Raw genomic sequence first — 17072 nt, 5'->3', positions numbered from 1 at the left:
CCGGTCAGAGCCCGAGCGCGCCAGGGTTCAAGATGCCAGCTGGATCAAGTGCCGCCTTGATGGCGCGGACCAGGCGGACGCTCGGTCCATCGCGCGAGGCAAGCCAGGGATAGACTCGGCCGATCTGGAAGTGGCCGGCCCCATGCGCTTCCATAAGCGCGATGATCTCGGCCTTCATGCGCATCGCTTGCGCACGCGCGGCCGGGTTCTCGGGGTAGCGCGCAAGCGTTGCGAGATGGTCGGCAGGGACCACTCGCTCGTGATAGATGGAGCGCGCATCAGGCCAGTAGAAGGTGGGCTCATAGACGAAGGCATTGGGGCCGACCGCCATGAACATGCGGCCCGAGACAATCGAATGGGCCGCCATCACCTCCTCCTGGGCAGCGAGATAGGCTTCAAGCGCGGCGTGGAAGCCAGCGACACGGTCATGGGCCAAGAGCGCGTGGAACGGGACCCAGCGCTCGCCCTTCGGCCCAAGCGTGTTGGTCAAGGGCGCAAAGGGCATGGAGCGGACGACCGTCGGGACGGTATTGGGGATCTCCTCGGCGCCCTCGGCAAGGGCAAGCTCGCGGATCCGAGCGGCCCGGTCGCGCGCTTCGGCTGGTGAGACGCCGTCGGCGAGATAGTGGACGGCGAAGGTCGCGCGCCTGAGGTCGCGCTCGCCAGAGATCGCCATCTTCGCCAAGGCCTTCACCCCAGCCCCGAGCGAGCCCTGGCCCTTCAGCACCTGGCCGGCGATTTCGGCCTTGGCGGCCACCCCCTTCTGCCGGCCGATCTGGCCCTGCTGAAGCGTTGCATCAAGGCCGAAATTCTCATCATCAAGCGCTTCAATTGCGATCGCCCGCATCGCAGCGTGCATCGCCTCGAAGCCGGTGAAGTTGAAGGAGAGCGCCTCGAACGCCTCGCGGCGGCGGATGAGCTTGAGCCTGACCCGCGCCTTGACGCCAAGCGCGCCACAGTCTCCGGTGAAGAGGCCAGCAAGATCGGGGCCGTAGAAGCGGAAGAAGGAGGTGCCAGTCGACAAGAGCTCGCCAGTGCCAGTGACGAGGTCGAAGCCGACGAGGCTCTCGGCCGAGACGCCCCAGATGCCCGTGCCGTGCGAGATGCTGTGCTGGCTCATCGAGCCGGCAACGGTTGCCGCAAGGCCGGAGAAGGGGCCGAAGAAGGGCGTGCGCAAGCCATGGGGCAGGAGAGCGTCACGCAGCTCTGCCCACGTCACTCCGGCCTCGACGGTCACAACCGCGTTGGTGGCATCAACAGCGATGGCCTTGAGACGCGAGGGATCGATAGTGATGCCCCCCGGGCGGGCGTGGGTGTAGCCATCCGTATAGGAGGCGCCACCACCGCGCACGACAACGGGCGCTTGCGCTGCATGTGCGGCTGCGACAATGGCGGCCAGTTCCTCAACCGAGCCAGGGCGGACGACGGCGACCGGCACTTCGGCTGCGCGCAGCACATCGGTTGCGTAAAAGCGCCGGTCCTCCTCGCGCGTGAGGACATTCGCCTGGCCCACGATTGCAGCAAGGCGGTCAAGGAAGGCAGACGTTGCGTCGCGCGGGGCAGCAGTGGCCATGGGCTAGCCTTTCGCGATGGTCTCGATGGTGTCGCGGTAGCGCGCTTCGGTGTCCCCGCGGGCAGCGTCGGCGGCATCCTTGCGGGCAAGATAATAGAGCCGGGCGAGGAAGGCCTGGCGCCAGCGCTCGCGCTCGGTCAGGACTTCGGTCGTCGGCTGATAGGCCTCAATAGCAGCGCTTGCGTCGATGCCGTTGGCTTTGAGGATGTGCTCGAGCGTGTCCATGCGCTCGCGAAGGGCAGCGAATTCGGACGCAAGCACGAGGATCATGCTCATCGCCTGGTCGAGGCCCGGCAGCTCGTAGAAGTGCGGCCGCTTGCCTTTCGCGTCGCGGATGGGGGCGGCGGGAGCGGGGGCGTGGGGGGCATTCATGCGGGCTTCCTTGCGAACAGGATTTCCCAGCCGCCGCCAGGCGCATATTCGCCGGCGGTGAACTCGCGCTCGGCAAGCGCGCCAGCTTCCGCATAGTCGGCGGATTGCGCCGCGAATTCCATGACGGCCATGGGCGCAGTCGCGAATCTGGGCTCGGGAAAGCCAGCGGCCTTGGCAAGTGCGATCTGGTCGAGCTCGCGCATGGCGCCCCAGAAGGGCTCATTGTTGTACCAGGTCTCGTTGTCGAGGATGAACTGGGCGAAAGGGTCCATCCGGTCGAAAGGCGGAAGATCGGCGTGGATCATGATGCCGCCGGGTTTCAGGATGCGGAAACATTCGCGGAAGATGGCCGGCATCGCCTTGCCACTCGTCTCATGCAGGAGGATGTGGCTCACGACCAAGTCGAAATGGGCGTCGGGAAAGCCGGTCGCCTCGGCGTTCCGCTGGAGGAAGCCGACCTCGAGCCCGAGGCCGGCGGCGCGGGCGTGGGCATAGCGGACCTGCGGGGCGGCCACGTCGATGCCCGTCACTTCGGCCTCAGGGAAGCCCTCCTTGTAAGGAAGCGTCGAGTGGCCGACCGTGCAGCCCATGTCGAGGATGCGGGCAGGTTTGAATTCGGGCAAATTGCGCTTGAGCCAGTTGACAACCGAGCGGCCCATGTCGTCGTTCAAGGGGCCCATATAGCCCATGGCGTAGAGATAGACACCGCGGTCGTAGAGGGCGCCAGTTGAGATGTCGCCAGGGGCGACTTCGCCAGCATAGCCGCCTGGCATGCAGTGGATATCGATTGCCGTCACATAGCGCGGCGTATCGAAGCCCGGGTCCGTCTCAAGCGGGGCCTTCGCCTTGGCGGAGAGTTCGGCAGCGCGGGCGTTGAGCGCGGGCAATTCGCGCGCGATGGAGTCAATCACACTGTCCCACAGCAGCTCCTGGGCAATCCGGTTGGCTGCCGCATAGTGCTGGAAATAGGGGTCAGCGACCATGGCGCGGCGGATATCGTGACGGTCAGCAGGTGGGCGGCCATGGTCACGCGCGAAGGCCTGTGCCGCCCGGCCCTTGAACACGCCTGCAAGGCCCGGAAGCAGACCCTGCTGCACAAACCCCTTCATGGCCTTGGCGAACTCCTGGCGGGCGCGCTCGTCATGGGTTGGCCGCGGCAGGAGCGGATGCTCCGCCTGCTGGAAGATGTTGACCATCTCGACGCTCATTGCAGATCCTCCTTGGGCGCCATCGCGGCGCGGTGGGCGGCAGCCTCGTCGCTTTCCATATACCAGCGCGCGAGTTCCTCACGCGTTGGCCACCACACGCCTTCCAGTGATCGTGCAAATTCGAGGAATTCCCGCAAGGCCCGGATGCGATAGGCCCGGCCTGAGACATGAGGGTGCAGGCCCACATTCATGATCCGCGCCTGGGCCGCCCCTTCGCGGTAAAGCGTCTCCAGCTCCTCGACCAAGATGTCGCGGAATTCATCGGTCGTGTGGCCGCGCCGGGTGAGCAGGGTGAAATCGTTGATCTCGTTCGAATAGGGAAGCGAGCATATCGGGCCCGCTGGTGTTGCGATGATATAGGGCTGATCATCGTTCATGATGTCACACCAGAAGAGGCAGCCAGCTTCGGCAAGAATGGCGGGTGTGGCAAGCGTGCCGCGCAGCGACGAGGAGAGCCAGCCTGCGGCCGGCCGGCCGACATGGCGGGCGTAGGTTGCAAGCGTCTTTTGGATGACGGCGCGCTCGGCCTCTGGATCACAGGCAAGGTCAGTCAAAAGCTCGCCCTGCTCCCAGTTGTGGGCAAGAAGCTCCCAGCCGCGGGCAAGGACAGCATCGGTCATGGCCTTGCGGCGCTCAAAGGTGACAGCGTTCGCCGTGCAGCTGGCGCGCACGCCGAGTTCGTCAAACAGCTCGATGAGCCGCCAGATGCCAACGCGCTGACCATATTCCCGCCAGCTGTAATTGGGGAAATCCGGCACCCGGCCGGGCAGGGCATCAGGAAGAATGGGCGGACCGCCCGCATAATAGGCGCGGTCCGTGTCCTTGACGAGATCCCAAGTCTCGAGGTTGAAGGTAAGGATGAGTGCAACCCGCTTGCCCTGCGGCCAGATGAGCTGCGGCCGCTCGGGCATGGGCACATAGGCGTAGTGCATCAGAATTCGGCCAACAGGCGGCCGTGGCCTTGCATCCGGTCGGCAATGCCGTTCGAGCGCAGCGCCCACCAGTAGGTTGCCGTGTTGATGGCGATGACCGGTTTTTCAAGCCAGAATTCGGCGAGCGCAGCAACGCGAGCAAATGCAAGGTTGGTGCCGCATTGGACGATGGCATCAACATCCGGGCTGTTGACCCGCTCGACTGCGCGCTTCAGCTCTTGCTCCGTCACGTGGGCAATAAGCCGGGGCGAAGCGCATTTCAGGCCCTCGAGTGTGACCACCTCATAGCCGCAATCCTCGAAATAGCGGCGGACCTGGGCGTCGCCGACGGGCATGTAAGGCGTAATGACGGCAATCCGCCGGATGCCACCATAGGCCTGGAGCGCGGCGTTGACCGCCTGGCTTCCCATCACGACCTGGCGCCCGGTGCGTGCCTTGAGGCTGCGGTGCATCTTCTCTGCACCTTCGGCACCATCCCAAAAAGTCTCGGCCGACATCCCCATGATGAGGTCGTCAGGCTCCATCGACAAGGCCACATCGACTGCCTCCATGGTCGCTCGACGGATATTCTCGAGCATAGCCATGAAGCTCGCGTCATCAGTCACGCGGGTGTCGGGAATCGCAATGCGGGCGAAATGGTTGGTGACACCCGGCGGGCGCATGCCGTCATACTCGGGCTGGACGCTGGTGTTGGTAGAAGGTGCAACGACAGCGAAGAGCTTGCGCCAGCCGAGCGAGTCTCGGCTTGTAGGGGCAATCTTCGATGCCTCGTGCAACATGGGGCCTCTCCTGCGGCAGCAGACACGCGCTTTGCCGCCGACGGACGCAGATTCTTCGCCAAGCGGAGAAAAGCCGATCGGCTGGGGTCCTGGTGCGGCTTCGGGCGCGATGGCCGCGCGATGGAAACGGCAAGCTGAGGCAGGATGGCGGCTGGCAACCACGCAACCGAGACTCCGGTCGAGACCCCGGCGGCCCGGCGCGCGCGGCCATCGGCTGATGTCGATGTGGTCGTGGCCGGCGCCGGGCCGGTGGGAGCGGTGGCCGCGACCGCGCTGGCGCGCGCCGGCGTCTCGGTGCTGCTCGTGGAAGCCAGCGCCGAGTGCCAGGAGGATCTGCGCGCCAGCACTTTCCACCCGCCGACGCTCGAGATGCTCGATTCGCTCGACCTGCTGGCGCCGCTTCTCGCGCAGGGGCTGAAGGCGCCAGTCTACCAGTACCGGGTTCGGGCGACCGGCGATGTGCTGGCGTTCGATCTCTCTGAGCTTGCCGATATCACCCCCTATCCGTTCCGGCTCCAGTGCGAGCAGTGGAAGCTCTCCCGTCTGGCAACCGAGCGGCTGGGAGCACAAGTGCGCTTTGCCCGGCGCGTGGTGCATTTTGCCCAAGACGCGGATGGAGTGACGGTTCACCTCGAGGCGCCGACGGAAATCGAGGAAGTGCGAGCGCGCTACCTGGTGGCAGCCGATGGCGCCAACAGCCTCATCCGCAAATGGCTCGATGTGCCATTCGAGGGTTTCACCTACCCGGAGAAGTTCCTGACGCTCTCGACCGAATGGCCGCTTGAGGCCCATTTTCCCGCACTCGCTTATGTGAACTACATCTCCGATCCCGAATGGTGGCATGTGCTGCTGCGGGTGCCCTCCCTCTGGCGCGTGCTGGTTGCAGCCGACGAGGACATGCCAGATTCTGAGCTCTTGTCCGACTCGACCCGAGCGCGGGTGTTCGACCGGCTGATCGGCAACCCCGAAGTTGAGACAAGGCACCGCACCATCTACCGCGTGCACCAGCGGGTTGCTGCGCGGTTCGACCACGGCCGGGTGCTTCTGGTGGGCGACGCCGCGCATCTCAATAACCCGCTCGGCGGGCTGGGCATGAATTCAGGCATCCATGATGCCATGAACCTGGCTGAGAAGTTGGTTGCCATTCTTCAGGAAGGGGCAGACGCCGCCACGCTGCTCCCCCGCTTCGGCCGCCAGCGCCGCGCTGTCACGCGAAGCTTCATCCAGGAGCAGACCAAGAAGAACAAGGCGATGATCGAAGCGAGCGAGGAGGCCCGCCGGTCGGTCTTTGCGGAAATGGCAGGTGTGCTGCGCGACCCGGACAAGCGGCGCGCCTACCTGCATCGCCAGGCGATGTTCGCAAGTCTTGAGGACGCTGCGGCAATCGCCTGATCCAAAAGCAGTGGGAGTCTCCGCTATGCGGACATAACGTCCGCGCGTCCGGAAATCCGAGCGCTGGAGGGAGAGATTGGAAGGCGATGACGACGGCGGCGCTTCCCGTTCCGGCCACGACGAATGACAGCAACGCGGCTTCCGACCGGATCCCGCTCGGGCTGAGGCTCGGCTGGTCGGCCGGCTCGATCGGGACGGTCGTCATCCTTTCCACCACCTCCATCCTCCTCCTCTTCTTCATGACGAGCGTGCTTGGCATGAACCCGGCGCTGGCTGGAGCTCTTCTCTTCGGTGCCAAGCTGTTCGATGCCGTGATCGCGCCCCTCATGGGCCGGATTTCGGACACGGCTGCCACCCGCTGGGGCCGGCGGCGGCCCTTCCTCTTCCTGGGCGGCCTGGTCTCAGCGCTGGCATTCCTGCTCCTCTTCATGCCGCCGGCGCTCGAGGGGCTGGCGCTTTCGGCCTGGCTGGTCTCTGGCCTCCTCGTGCTGGCGCTCGGCTACACCCTCTTCAACGTGCCCTATCTCGCCATGCCAGCCGAGATGACCTCCTCGCCGCAAGAGCGGACAGCGCTGCTCTCCTTCCGGGTTGCCTTCGTTGCCCTTGGTGGCGCCCTCGTCGGGTTCGCGCCGAAGGTGGCTGCAAGCCTCGGCGGCGACCGCGAGGCCTGGGCAGTGACGGGGGCAATGCTGGGGGCGATCGTCCTTTCTGCCATGCTCACGGCCTTCGCGGCCTCAGCCCGCGCCCGCGCAACCGCTCCCGCACCCGGCGGCGACCGGGAGAGCCTTCTGGTGGTGCTGCGGAACCGCCCGTTCGTAATGCTGCTCCTCGCCAAGACACTGCAGCTGGTGGGGCTTGCTGCCATGCAAGCGTCGATCCTTTTCTTCATCGTCCAGGTGCTCGGAGTCCCGGAAGGGGTGGTCGGCATCTATGTCGCCATCACGACGGTTGCGATGCTCGCCAGCATGCCGCTGTGGGTCCGGCTCGGCCGGCGTTTCCGCAAGCGCGACCTCTTCATCGCCGCCTGTCTCGGCTATGCGCTGGTCAAGCTCTCCTTCCTCCTTGCCGTGCCCGGCGAGCCGGCGCTCCTCATCCACTTGCGCGGTGCGGCCGGCGGGATCTTGACGGGCGGCGTGCTGCTGATGGGGCAATCCATCCTGCCCGACGCGATCGACTGGGACTGCAGGCGGTCGGGAATCCGCCGCGAGGGCCTCTATGCCGGGGCCTATAGCCTGGTTGAGAAATCGGCGATGGCACTCGGGCCACTCTTGATCGGGCTCATCCTCTCCGGCTTCGGCTTTGACCCGCAGGCGGCAAAGACGGGGGTCGCCCAGACCGAAGTGGCAGTGACCGGAGTCTATCTGGGCGCTGCGGTGCTTCCGGCGCTGCTCTATGCCTTGAGCACTGTGCCGCTTCTCTTCTACCGGATCGACGAGCACGCCAAGGAGCTGGCCTGATGGAATTCCTGCTTCGGCAGAAGGGGCGCGCCGAGATGGACTTTCTCGTGTCGCTGGCACAGGCAAGCGCAGGGCTTGCGCCGCGCTGGCAGGCCGAGCTTGCCGCCGCCGGAGTTTCGGCAGCGACTCTGCCTGAGGATCTCGACGCTCGCCATGCCATGGTCGAGGCGGCGCTTGCCCGCTCGGATGCGTTTGCAACCGCAGCGCTGGTTGGGGAATTCGCAAGCGTGGAGCATGGCCGATCGGCAGTGGCCGCCTTCACCGAATCGGCGGATGTGCTCGAGCCCCGGATGCGGGCGCTGGAAACGCGAGGGCCGGCAACGCTTGTGGAAGCGCCAGAACTGGTGCCGCCGGCCTATTGGGACGGTGTGTGGTTCCATCGCACCACTGGTGGCTGGAATGGCCACCCCGAGATGGGCTTCATCCACGGCGAGCTCATCCACCGCCACTATGTCGCCCGCACCTTCCCGGGCGACATCTTCGCCCAGCGCGCCTCGGTGCTCGCCCTGCTGCCCGAGGGACGGCCGGTCCGGGACATCTGCGAGCTCGGCACCTCGTCGGGCCATTACACGGTCGCGCTTCAGCGAAGCTTCCCAGAGGCCCGGATCACGGGGGTGGAGCTGTCGCTCCCCATGCTCCGCCAGGCGCTCCGCGTGGCGAATGCCAATGGCTGGCCGTGGCAGCTGGTGCAGGCGGCGGCCGAAGCAACAGGGCTTGCGGATGCGAGCTTTGACCTCGTTACCTCCTACATCCTGCTCCATGAGCTTCCAGCAGAAGCCTGCCGGGCCGTGTGGCGCGAGGCGTTCCGCCTCGCCCGGCCGGGCGGGATGGTGCTGATGGCAGACGTGACCCCCTATCGGGTGCATGACCGCATGGCGGCGTGGCGGGCTGACTGGCTGGCAAAACGCGGCGGTGAGCCTTGGTGGCGGGAATCGGCGACGCTCGACCAGGCCCAAGCCGCGCGCGATGCCGGCTTTGTCGAGGTCTCCGAAGGTGGGCCGGGTGGGGCGCCCTACCCCTGGGTGACTGTGGGGGTGAAGCCGCAGTGACCGGAACGACTTGGCGGGCATGACAGAGACCGACCCCGGCGCTGCCTCGCGCGCGGCCACGTCGTCGCCGTCGCTGCACCCGGGCCAGCTCGACCATCTCGGCAAGGCCCTGCTGCTCTTGGCCCGCGAGCTGTGGGTGACGCGCGATCGCCTCGCCGTGCTGGAAGCGGTGCTGGAGAGCCGCGGCATCGCCGTCTTCGAGGCCATCCGCGATTTCCAGCCGGAAGGGGCGCTGGCCGAGCGGCTTGCTGCCGATCGCGACGCCTTTGCCCGCGCCCTCATTGCAACGCTCGCGCCAGAGCAGCCGACATGACCATATGGCTCGCCGCCGCCCTGCTGTTCGCCGCACCGGCGCTGGCGCAGCCATCGGCCGACGAAGCCGCCATCATCGCTGCGCGGGCGAAGGCGCTTCCGCTTGCGCATGGCGTTGAAGCCGTCCATGCCTATCGGCCAGCCGAGCGCGTGGCAGGCGGGCGCGGGAGGCCACTTCCCACCCGGGCTCCCGAGGCTGCAGGGATCCGCGCATCTGCTCTCGAAGCAGCAGCCGCCTGGGCCGAGGCGCGGGAAACGCACGCGCTCCTGGTTGCGCGCGATGGCAGGCTGGTGTTCGAGCGCTACTGGAACGGCTTTGGCCGCGACAGCCGCTTCTCGACGGCTTCGATGATGAAGGCGGTGACGGCGCTCGCCTTTGGTCCGGCAATTGCCGAGGGGCGGATCAGGCTCGATGACCCGGTCAGCCGCCACTTGGCCGAATGGCGGGACGACCCGCGCGGCGCCGTCACCATCCGCCAGCTCCTCCACATGCACTCAGGCCTCGCCTTCCCGCCACCGCCCCCGGGGCCGCCGTCGCTCTCTTCGCCGACGATGCGGATCATGTTCGCGCCCAACATTCGCGCCGTCGCACTTGAAGTGCCGCAGGCAGTGCCGCCGGGCACGCGCTTTGCCTATTCCAACTTTGACAGCCAGCTTGCCGGCGAAGCGCTTGCAGCTGTGCTCGGGGGTGTGCGGTTTGCCGACTATCTGTCGCGGCGCATCTGGAAGCCGATGGGGGGAGCGGACGCCGAGCTCTTCCTCGACCGCGCTGGCGGCTCGCCGCACTATTTCTGCTGCCTCCAGGCCCGGCCGATGGACTGGCTGATGCTCGGCGAGCTGATCCGCCGCGACGGCCGGGTCGGCGGCCGGCAGCTGGTGCCAGCCGCCCACGTGCGGGCAATGCTCAAGCCCTCCCCCACCAACCCCAACTTCGGGATGCAAGTCTGGCGCGGCAGCCCGCATGCCCCCATCAGGCGCTATTCGGCGACCATTGCGCTCGCCGTGCCGGCCGCGGAGCCCTTCTTGCGCGACGATGTGGTCTTCCTCGACGGCGCCGGCGGGCAGCGAGTCTATGTGATTCCGTCAGCCAGGATGACCATCGTGCGCGTCGGCCGGCCCGCGCCCGACTGGGATGACAGCGCCCTCGTCAACCTGATCCTGCGCGGGACGTCCTGAACGGCTCTTACCGCGTCCCGGGGACCGGTTGCGGTCACCGGGACGCGCAAGCGCTCCTCACGTGCCGGCCGGCAGGCCGAACGTTTGTTGACGATGAGTCATCGTCAACGAACCTTGGTATCAGATGGCAACTGTCACAGGATCATAGGCGAACAGGCCGAGTTCCTCCTCGTTCATGAGCGGGCCGCGGCCGAGGACTTCCGGGTCCTTCCCCTGGAAGCGAAGGCCAAGCAGGCGGGACTGGAGCTGGACCATCGCTGTTCGCTCGCGCCGCGCGGCCTCGTAGCGGGCGAGCGCTTCATCTGGCGGATGGGCGGCAAGGGCGCGGGCGAGCACCATGGCGTCTTCGATCGCTGTCGCTGCACCCTGGCCCATGAACGGGAGCATGGCATGGGCGGCGTCGCCAAGCAGGGTGACGCGCCCGACAGACCAGGATGGCAGCGGCTCGCGGGCGAACAGCGCCCATTTGAAGAGCCAGGCCGGCGGCGTGGCTTCGACGAGAAGGCGGACACTGGCACAGGCGGCTCCGAGGTGGGCGAGGAGCTCGGCGCGGGTAGAGGGAGTGGACCAGCTCTCCTCCTGCCATTCCGCGGTCTCGACAAAGATGGCATAGTTGGTGAGCGCGCCACCGCGCACCGGGTAGCGCAGCACCAAGCGGCCGGGGCCTATGAAGATGCCCGGAGGCTCGGCTGCGACCTCGGCGGGAAGCGCGTCGGTCGGCACGAGCCCGCGCCAGGCGACCTGGCCAGTGAAGAGGGGAGGCTCGGTCGGATAGAGGCAGTCCCGCACGGTCGAGCGGACTCCATCGGCACCGACCACAACATCGGCGCGCGCTTCGGCGCCGCCGGTGAAGCGCATCCGGCCGTCGGGCGTGATATCGGCCAGGCGGTGGCCGAGGCGGATGCTTCCCGGTGCCGCTTCCTCGACCGCGCCGGCAAGAAGCGCATGGAGATCGGCGCGGTGGAGGTGGCGGTAGGGCGCGCCATGGCGGGCCTCGAGGTCGGCATCGCGGGCAAGGGTGCGGAGGGTCAGGCCGGTTGCGAGATCGCGGATATGCTGGGTGCCGGGGAGAACGCCGCGCTCCCGGATGGACTCGCCAAGGCCGAGATGATCGAGCACACGGCCGGCATTGGGGCTGATGGTGATCCCCGCACCCACTTCGCCGAGCGCTTCGGCCTGCTCGAAGACGGTGACCGCAAGCCTCATGCGGGCAAGTGCGAGAGCGGCGGTGAGCCCGCCGAGCCCTGCACCGATGATGGCGACCTGCATCCGGTCAGGCCGCGGCTCGCTCCGCAGCGAAGCGGGGATAGCGCCCCAGCGTGAGCAGAAGCAAAGGGGCGAGAAAGAAGATGAGGGAGGCCGCGAGCAGGATGGGCGTGTAGCTTCCGGTCTGGTCGAACACCCGGCCGAACAGCGGCGGACCGAAGCCGCCGCCCACCAGCATGCCCATCATCAGCTGCGAATAGACGAGGCCATAGTGGGCCATGCCAAAATAGCGGCTGACCATATAGGCGACGATGTCGAACTCGGCGCCGGCCGCAAGACCCACGAGAATGACGGCGAGCGCAATGACGGCCGGGCTGATGATGCTGCCGAGCGCCAAAAGAAGGCAGGAGCCGGCGGGAAGCAGCAGGAAGATGGCAGCAACAGCGGGTGCCCAAAAGCGGTCGAGGAGGATGCCAGCGACAATCCGCCCCATGATTACGGCAGCGCCGACGAGACTTGCGAAAAGGGCGGCATCCCTGGGCGCGAAGCCGCGATCGACGAGGAGGGGGACGAGAGTCGGGATGATGCCCGAGACCGCGAAGGTGACGAGAAAGAAGACGAGGAGCATTACCCAGAAGCCGCGCGAGGCGAAGGCTTCCCGCCGCGAAAGTCCGGGCAGGGCGCCGCTGGCGAGGGTCGGGGTGGCGGCGGGCGCGTCGCGGAAAAAGAGGGCAACCAGCGGCAAGGCAACGAGGAGCACGCTGGCGCCAATGGCAAGGTAGCCGGCACGCCAGCCATGTTCGGCGATGATCGCTGTCACCAGCGGTGGTGCAAGGACGGCAGTGATGCCGGTGCCAGCAAGCATCAGGCCAAGCGCGGTGCCGCGCGCGGCATCGAACCAGCCGGTGACCCCCCGGGTCCAGGTAATGGGCGAAGTGCCAGCGCCGAGGAGGGCGACAAGGAACCAGGCCGCATACCATTGCGGCAGGGTTTGCACGGCGGCGACGGCGAGGAAGCCGAGGCCGAGGCCCACCTGCGACAGGAGCGCGACCCTGCGCGCGCCCCACCGATCGGTAAGCAGACCATAGCCCCAGGCGACTGCGAGCATGCCCAGCATCTGCATGGTGAAGCCCCACTGGATCGCCTCGCGCGACCAGCCGAAAGTCTCGGAGAGGGGGCGGACGAACAGGCCCAGCGTGTAGAAGGGAAGCGCCGAGATCCCGAACATGACACCGACAAGGCCTGCGAGCACAGCCTGCCATCCAAGCTCAAATTCGCGCCTGCCTGCAGAATCGCGCATTGCTGCTTCTGGCCATCGCTTGCGACCCCGGGGCAAGGGCGCGGGCCATTCCTCCGCGTGGCGGACAATCGCGCACGGCCGCCGCGCCGCTCGCCGCGTCACGCGGGCAAGGCGCGGGCGTGGAAACGGCAGAGGTCGATGTGCTGGTCGCAGGCGGGGGCGCTGCCGGCCTGGTTGCCGCGCTCGCCGCCGCCGATGCCGGTGCAAGCGTGCTCCTGGTGGAGCGGGACTCCCGGCTCGCTGGCACGACCGCCATGTCGACCGGACTTATTCCGGCTGCCGGCACGCCCGAGCAGGAAGCGCTCGGCATCGTCGATACGCCCGATCTTCTCGCCCGGGACATTCTGGCCAAAAGCGGCGGCCGCACTGATACCACCATCGTCGGCCGGCTCGCCCGGGAATCGGCGGCGACGGTCGCCTGGCTGCAGCGCCATCATGTGCCGCTGTCGCTGGTGACCGGCTTCACCTATCCCGGCCACTCGGTGATGCGGATGATGGGAACGCCCAACCGCACCGGTTCCGAATTGGTCGCAGCGCTGGCGCGCGCGGTGGAACGAGCGAATGTTGCGATCGTCACTCGGGCCCGGCTCGCCGAGGTCGAGGCCGGGGCGGACGGGCGAGTGACGGCGGCCATTCTCGAGCGGCCCGATGGTGCACATGAACTGGTCGGCTGCGGCGCGCTGGTCCTGGCCATGGGCGGCTTTGCCAGTGCAGCGGACCTCGTGGCGCGTTATCTCCCCGAGATGGCGGGGGCAGCCTTGCACAGCCACCCCGGCTGCCGAGGCGACTGGCTGCCGCTCGCCGAGCGTCTCGCCGCGGCGCTCGCCGACATGGACAGCTACCAGGGCCATGGCGGGCTGGCAGCAGGCCATGCGGTGCCCATCCTCTGGCCGAGCATGACCGAGGGCGGTGTGCAGGTAAACCGCGACGGCCTCAGGTTTCATGACGAATCCCGTGGCTATTCGGAAGCCGCAGCGGCCGTGAACGCCCAACCGGGCCGAGTGGCGTGGAGCATCTGGGATGGGCGGATCCAGGCCGTGCTCGACCAGTTCGACGATACCCGCGATGCAATTGCCGCTGGTGCCATCGTGAGCGCGGAGAGTGTCGCGGAACTTGCCAGACGCACCGGGCTTCCGGAAGCGGCATTGGCGGCCACGCTCACCGAAGTGGAAAGGCTCACCCGGAGCGGCGCGCCCTGCCCCTTCGGCCGGCGGTTCGCCTCGCGGCCGGTGCTGGCGCCGCCCTTCCATGCCGCGCGGGTCACCGGCGCCCTGTTCCACACCCAGGGCGGAATGGTGGTCGACGCAGAGGCCCGGGTGCTGCGCCGCGATGGCCGCCCGCTTCCCAACCTGTTCGCAGCCGGCGGCACCGCGCGCGGGCTGTCCGGGCCCGGTGCTTCGGGCTACATTGCCGGCAACGGCCTCCTTGCAGCAACGGGGCTGGGGCGGCTTGCCGGCGTGGCAGCAGCACGGCTGGCTGGCCAACAGACGAGGTGACGGGATGAAGCGCATTGCCGAGCAGGAGGCCCACGCCGGGCTCGCGATGGGGGATCATGACGACCGGGCCCGGGCCGACTTCGCCTTCACGCTCCGAAACCGCGTGACCTCGACCTGGATGCCGGGAACGCGGACCATCTTCGACCGCCGCGCGGCCGGGGCCTTCGAGAAGCGCCACGGCCGGCGGCCGCAGTCCCCAGCCGACATCCGCGCAGCAATGGATGCCGACCCCTGGTATCGCTTCTACCTCTCGGCCCGGCGCGCGTCGCAGGAGATGATCTGGGAGGCGGTCATTCCGCCGGCCGGGCGGCTGGGGCGCGTCCCGATGCCGGGGGCGCCGAAGGGGTCGCTCCGGCTCGATCCTGAAGTGCAGGCGCCAGCCTATGTGGGCGCGATCGACATCCACTGCATGCCCGGCGGCTATCTTGCTGACCGCGGCGAGGGCGACACCGGCGCCGGCGCAGTCTATGACCGGGGCGTCTATCTCTACATGTCGGGGCTGATGGGCGGGCTGAATGACGCCGTCGGCCAGCTCGCGGCCAGGTTCCTCATGGCGCGGCTTCCGGAGTTCGCGCCGCGCCGCATCCTCGACATGGGCTGTGGCGTGGGCCATGCGACGCTTCCCTGGGCTTCCGCCTTCCCCGCGGCCGAAGTGACCGGAATCGATGTGGGGGCGGCGCTGTTGCGCCACGCCCATGTGCGGGCCGAATCGCTCGACGTCGCCGTCCACTTCGTCCAGGCCAATGCTGAGCGGACCCCTTTTCCGGACGGCCATTTCGACCTCGTGACCTCGTCCATCATGCTGCACGAGACGTCGCTCCGGGGCCTGCCGGCCATTCTCGCCGAAAGCCGGCGGTTGCTCGCCCCCGGCGGGGTGATGCTCCATGTCGACCAGCCCCGGTTCGACGACGACCCCTGGGCCACCTTCCTTCAGGAAAATGAGACCCACTATAACAACGAGCCCTTCTGGCGGCGCTATCGCCACCTTGACCTTGAGGCCGAAGCGCGGGCCGCCGGGTTCGGCAGGGTGGAGCTTGCAACCTTGCGTGCCGACGTCGTCCGCCAGAGCCAGAACAATGCCGCCGATGACCCGAAGGCGGGCGCGCGGGGCTTCCTTGCGCTGCTGGCGTTCCGCGATGACTGAGCCCCTGCCACCCTTCCCGCGGCGGGTGAAGGGCGCGCGGCCGCGCTTCCACGACGAGCCCGCCATCGACCGGCTGCTGGCGATGCTGGTGGCGCTCACCTCGGAAGTCTCGGTCCTGGCGGACCGGGTGGCGACGCTCGAGACGCTTTCGGGCGTGGGGCATGGGGCGGTCGATGCCCATGTGCCCGACCTTGCCGAGCGCGAGCGGCGCGAGGCGCGGCGCGAGGCCCTCATCGCACGCGTGTTCGCGGCACTTGAAGTCGAGCTCGAAGGCGAGGAGCCAGGGGACTATTGGGAAACGATCGGCCGGATTGAGCGCGGCGAGCTCTGAGCGCTAGTCGGCAGGCGCAGTGGCGCGCTTCAAGAGATTGACGACTGCTGCCTGGACCTTCGGGTCGGGAATGGGCCCGGAGGAGACAATCATCGAGGTTCCCGGCATCCAGGCTTGCGGGTCGGCGATATAGGCAGCGAGCGTTTCCTCGGTCCAGACGAGGCCACTCTCGCGCGCCCTTCGCATGGCATCCGAATAGCCGAAGCCGGGCACGGTTCCGGCGCGCTGGCCCATGATGTTGTAGAGATTGGGGCCGACCTTGTGCTGGCCGCCACCGGGCTGCATGTTGTGGCAGAAGGTGCACCATTTGAAGGTCTCGGCTTCGACCTGGCGCTCGAAATCATCAGCAGGGCGGATCGCAAGCTCTGTGACAGCGGGCTTTGTATGCCATTCGACACCGTCGACGGCAGCGACATCCGCGGGTGCAGCAAAGGGCGTGACGCGGAACATGCCATAGGGCCCCCAGGCGCCGAAGCTAAGGAGCGCGACGGCACCCGCGGCGGCAAGTCCGCGCGCGAACGGCGAGACAGTTCGGCTGCGCGGAACGGGGGGCCGGTTGCGATGGACCGCCCAGGCCAGCAGGGCCCAGCCGGCGGCAAGTGCCCAGAAGACGGCGACCGCCACCGGCCCCGGCTCGGGCGAGCGGAAGGTGGCAAATGCGTAGACGGTCGAGGAGAAGCCGAGGAAGGCGAAGGCGCCATGGCCGGGTGGAAAGGCGGAGAGGAGGCCGTGGCGGAAGCGGAGCGAGGTGAGCGCGGCGGTGAGCAGGGTGGCGAGGTTCAATACCACCAGCATGAAGCCGAGGCCGGAGTGGAAATAGCCGGTCGCCTGCCACAGCGCCCGGTCGCGGCCGACGAGGGCGGGCAAGGTGACCGGCCCGAGATGGACGGGAAGATCGTCCGACCAGGCATAGAGGAGCCCCAGGAGCGGCGCGAACAGCATGAGAAGAAATGCGACGAAGGCGAGCGCGCGGCCCCAGGCGAAGGCGGAGGCGGGAAGGCCCGGCGGTGGGGCCGGCCGCTCGGAAAGCCAGGCCCGGAGGCGGACAAGGGCGGTCACGAAGAGGAGGGTGCCGACCACATAATGCCAGCCGCGAAGCTCCTCGCGCAGCGGGAGCGCCCGGTCGGTCCGGGCGAGCGCGGTGGTGAGGCCGGCGTGGACAAGGTAGAGAAGGGCGAGCAGCCAGCCGGCGAGTGTTCCGGTGCGGGAATAGCCGGACCAGCGACGCGACAGCATGGTCGGGCTCTAGGGAGCGCCAGCGCGAAGCGACGGAGGGGTGCGGCCGTTCTCCGCATCGCGGACAAATTCGCCTGCCCGGTCATCGCGCCCCGCGCTCGCCCTACCC

The 17072-nt window shown here is 67.7% G+C and carries 16 protein-coding genes; 8 read left to right on the top strand and 8 right to left on the bottom strand.

All coding sequences use genetic code 11. From position 1 onward, the window contains the following. Window positions 1–4: 4 nt before the first annotated feature. From ACWIQA_RS02455 to ACWIQA_RS02435, 5 genes are read right to left on the bottom strand one after another with little or no spacing between them, the layout of a single operon-like run. Window positions 5–1573, bottom strand: a complete 1569-nt coding sequence (locus ACWIQA_RS02455; protein ID WP_448581480.1) for an FAD-binding oxidoreductase — start codon at window positions 1571–1573, stop codon at window positions 5–7. 3 nt (window positions 1574–1576) lie between these two features. Continuing rightward, entirely contained in the window at window positions 1577–1945 is a 369-nt protein-coding gene (locus ACWIQA_RS02450) for a hypothetical protein (RefSeq protein ID WP_448581479.1), read from the bottom strand. Beyond that, a complete protein-coding gene (locus tag ACWIQA_RS02445) occupies window positions 1942–3153 on the bottom strand; it encodes a methyltransferase domain-containing protein (protein ID WP_448581478.1) in 1212 nt (403 codons plus the stop codon). Before ACWIQA_RS02445 ends, ACWIQA_RS02450 begins: the two co-directional genes overlap by 4 nt. Next, entirely contained in the window at window positions 3150–4085 is a 936-nt protein-coding gene (locus tag ACWIQA_RS02440) for a polysaccharide deacetylase (protein WP_448581477.1), read from the bottom strand. The genes ACWIQA_RS02445 and ACWIQA_RS02440 overlap by 4 nt, the downstream gene beginning before the upstream one ends. Further along, window positions 4085–4864, bottom strand: a complete 780-nt coding sequence (locus tag ACWIQA_RS02435; protein ID WP_448581476.1) for a maleate cis-trans isomerase family protein — start codon at window positions 4862–4864, stop codon at window positions 4085–4087. The genes ACWIQA_RS02440 and ACWIQA_RS02435 overlap by 1 nt, the downstream gene beginning before the upstream one ends. A 144-nt stretch (window positions 4865–5008) precedes the next feature. Here ACWIQA_RS02435 and ACWIQA_RS02430 point away from each other — a divergent pair, with 144 nt between their 5' ends. The 5 genes from ACWIQA_RS02430 (at window position 5009) to ACWIQA_RS02410 (ending at window position 10250) form a co-directional block, all read left to right on the top strand. After that, entirely contained in the window at window positions 5009–6256 is a 1248-nt protein-coding gene (locus ACWIQA_RS02430) for an FAD-dependent oxidoreductase (protein ID WP_448581475.1), read from the top strand. A gap of 86 nt (window positions 6257–6342) precedes the next feature. After that, complete coding sequence (locus ACWIQA_RS02425) at window positions 6343–7713, top strand: MFS transporter (protein ID WP_448581474.1); 1371 nt, start codon at window positions 6343–6345, stop codon at window positions 7711–7713. Then, window positions 7713–8762: a class I SAM-dependent methyltransferase gene (locus tag ACWIQA_RS02420; RefSeq protein WP_448581473.1), complete on the top strand. Its 1050-nt coding sequence runs from the start codon at window positions 7713–7715 to the stop codon at window positions 8760–8762. Before ACWIQA_RS02425 ends, ACWIQA_RS02420 begins: the two co-directional genes overlap by 1 nt. A gap of 19 nt (window positions 8763–8781) precedes the next feature. Beyond that, on the top strand, window positions 8782–9075 hold the full coding sequence (locus ACWIQA_RS02415; protein ID WP_448581472.1) for a hypothetical protein: 294 nt from the start codon (window positions 8782–8784) through the stop codon (window positions 9073–9075). Continuing rightward, window positions 9072–10250, top strand: a complete 1179-nt coding sequence (locus tag ACWIQA_RS02410) for a serine hydrolase domain-containing protein (protein WP_448581471.1) — start codon at window positions 9072–9074, stop codon at window positions 10248–10250. Before ACWIQA_RS02415 ends, ACWIQA_RS02410 begins: the two co-directional genes overlap by 4 nt. 120 nt (window positions 10251–10370) lie before the next feature. Here the strand turns inward: ACWIQA_RS02410 and ACWIQA_RS02405 are convergent, their stop codons facing one another. Continuing rightward, window positions 10371–11519, bottom strand: coding sequence for an FAD-dependent monooxygenase (locus ACWIQA_RS02405; protein ID WP_448581470.1), 1149 nt, complete (start codon window positions 11517–11519; stop codon window positions 10371–10373). Between the two features lie 4 nt (window positions 11520–11523). Continuing rightward, window positions 11524–12756 (bottom strand): MFS transporter, encoded by a 1233-nt coding sequence (locus tag ACWIQA_RS02400; protein WP_448581469.1) that lies wholly within the window; start codon window positions 12754–12756, stop codon window positions 11524–11526. A gap of 119 nt (window positions 12757–12875) precedes the next feature. Between ACWIQA_RS02400 and ACWIQA_RS02395 the strand changes: the two genes are divergently transcribed. Genes ACWIQA_RS02395 through ACWIQA_RS02385 form a run of 3 tightly spaced genes read left to right on the top strand, consistent with a single transcriptional unit; the run spans window position 12876 to window position 15727 of the window. Further along, complete coding sequence (locus ACWIQA_RS02395) at window positions 12876–14252, top strand: FAD-dependent oxidoreductase (RefSeq protein ID WP_448581468.1); 1377 nt, start codon at window positions 12876–12878, stop codon at window positions 14250–14252. Between the two features lie 4 nt (window positions 14253–14256). Then, window positions 14257–15396 carry a methyltransferase domain-containing protein gene (locus ACWIQA_RS02390; RefSeq protein ID WP_448581467.1) on the top strand — a complete coding sequence of 380 codons (1140 nt, stop codon included), beginning with the start codon at window positions 14257–14259 and terminating at the stop codon, window positions 15394–15396. Beyond that, a complete protein-coding gene (locus ACWIQA_RS02385) occupies window positions 15389–15727 on the top strand; it encodes a hypothetical protein (RefSeq protein ID WP_448581466.1) in 339 nt (112 codons plus the stop codon). Before ACWIQA_RS02390 ends, ACWIQA_RS02385 begins: the two co-directional genes overlap by 8 nt. A 3-nt stretch (window positions 15728–15730) precedes the next feature. Here the strand turns inward: ACWIQA_RS02385 and ACWIQA_RS02380 are convergent, their stop codons facing one another. Further along, the gene (locus tag ACWIQA_RS02380) at window positions 15731–16963 is read right to left on the bottom strand and encodes a cytochrome b/b6 domain-containing protein (RefSeq protein ID WP_448581465.1); all 1233 of its coding nucleotides are present in this window, start codon (window positions 16961–16963) and stop codon (window positions 15731–15733) included. Window positions 16964–17072: the final 109 nt, after the last annotated feature.

It is taken from the genome of Thermaurantiacus sp. (assembly GCF_053487655.1).
The sequence above is the reverse complement of the archived record's forward strand: the minus strand, read 5'-3'. Positions and strand labels throughout refer to the sequence as shown.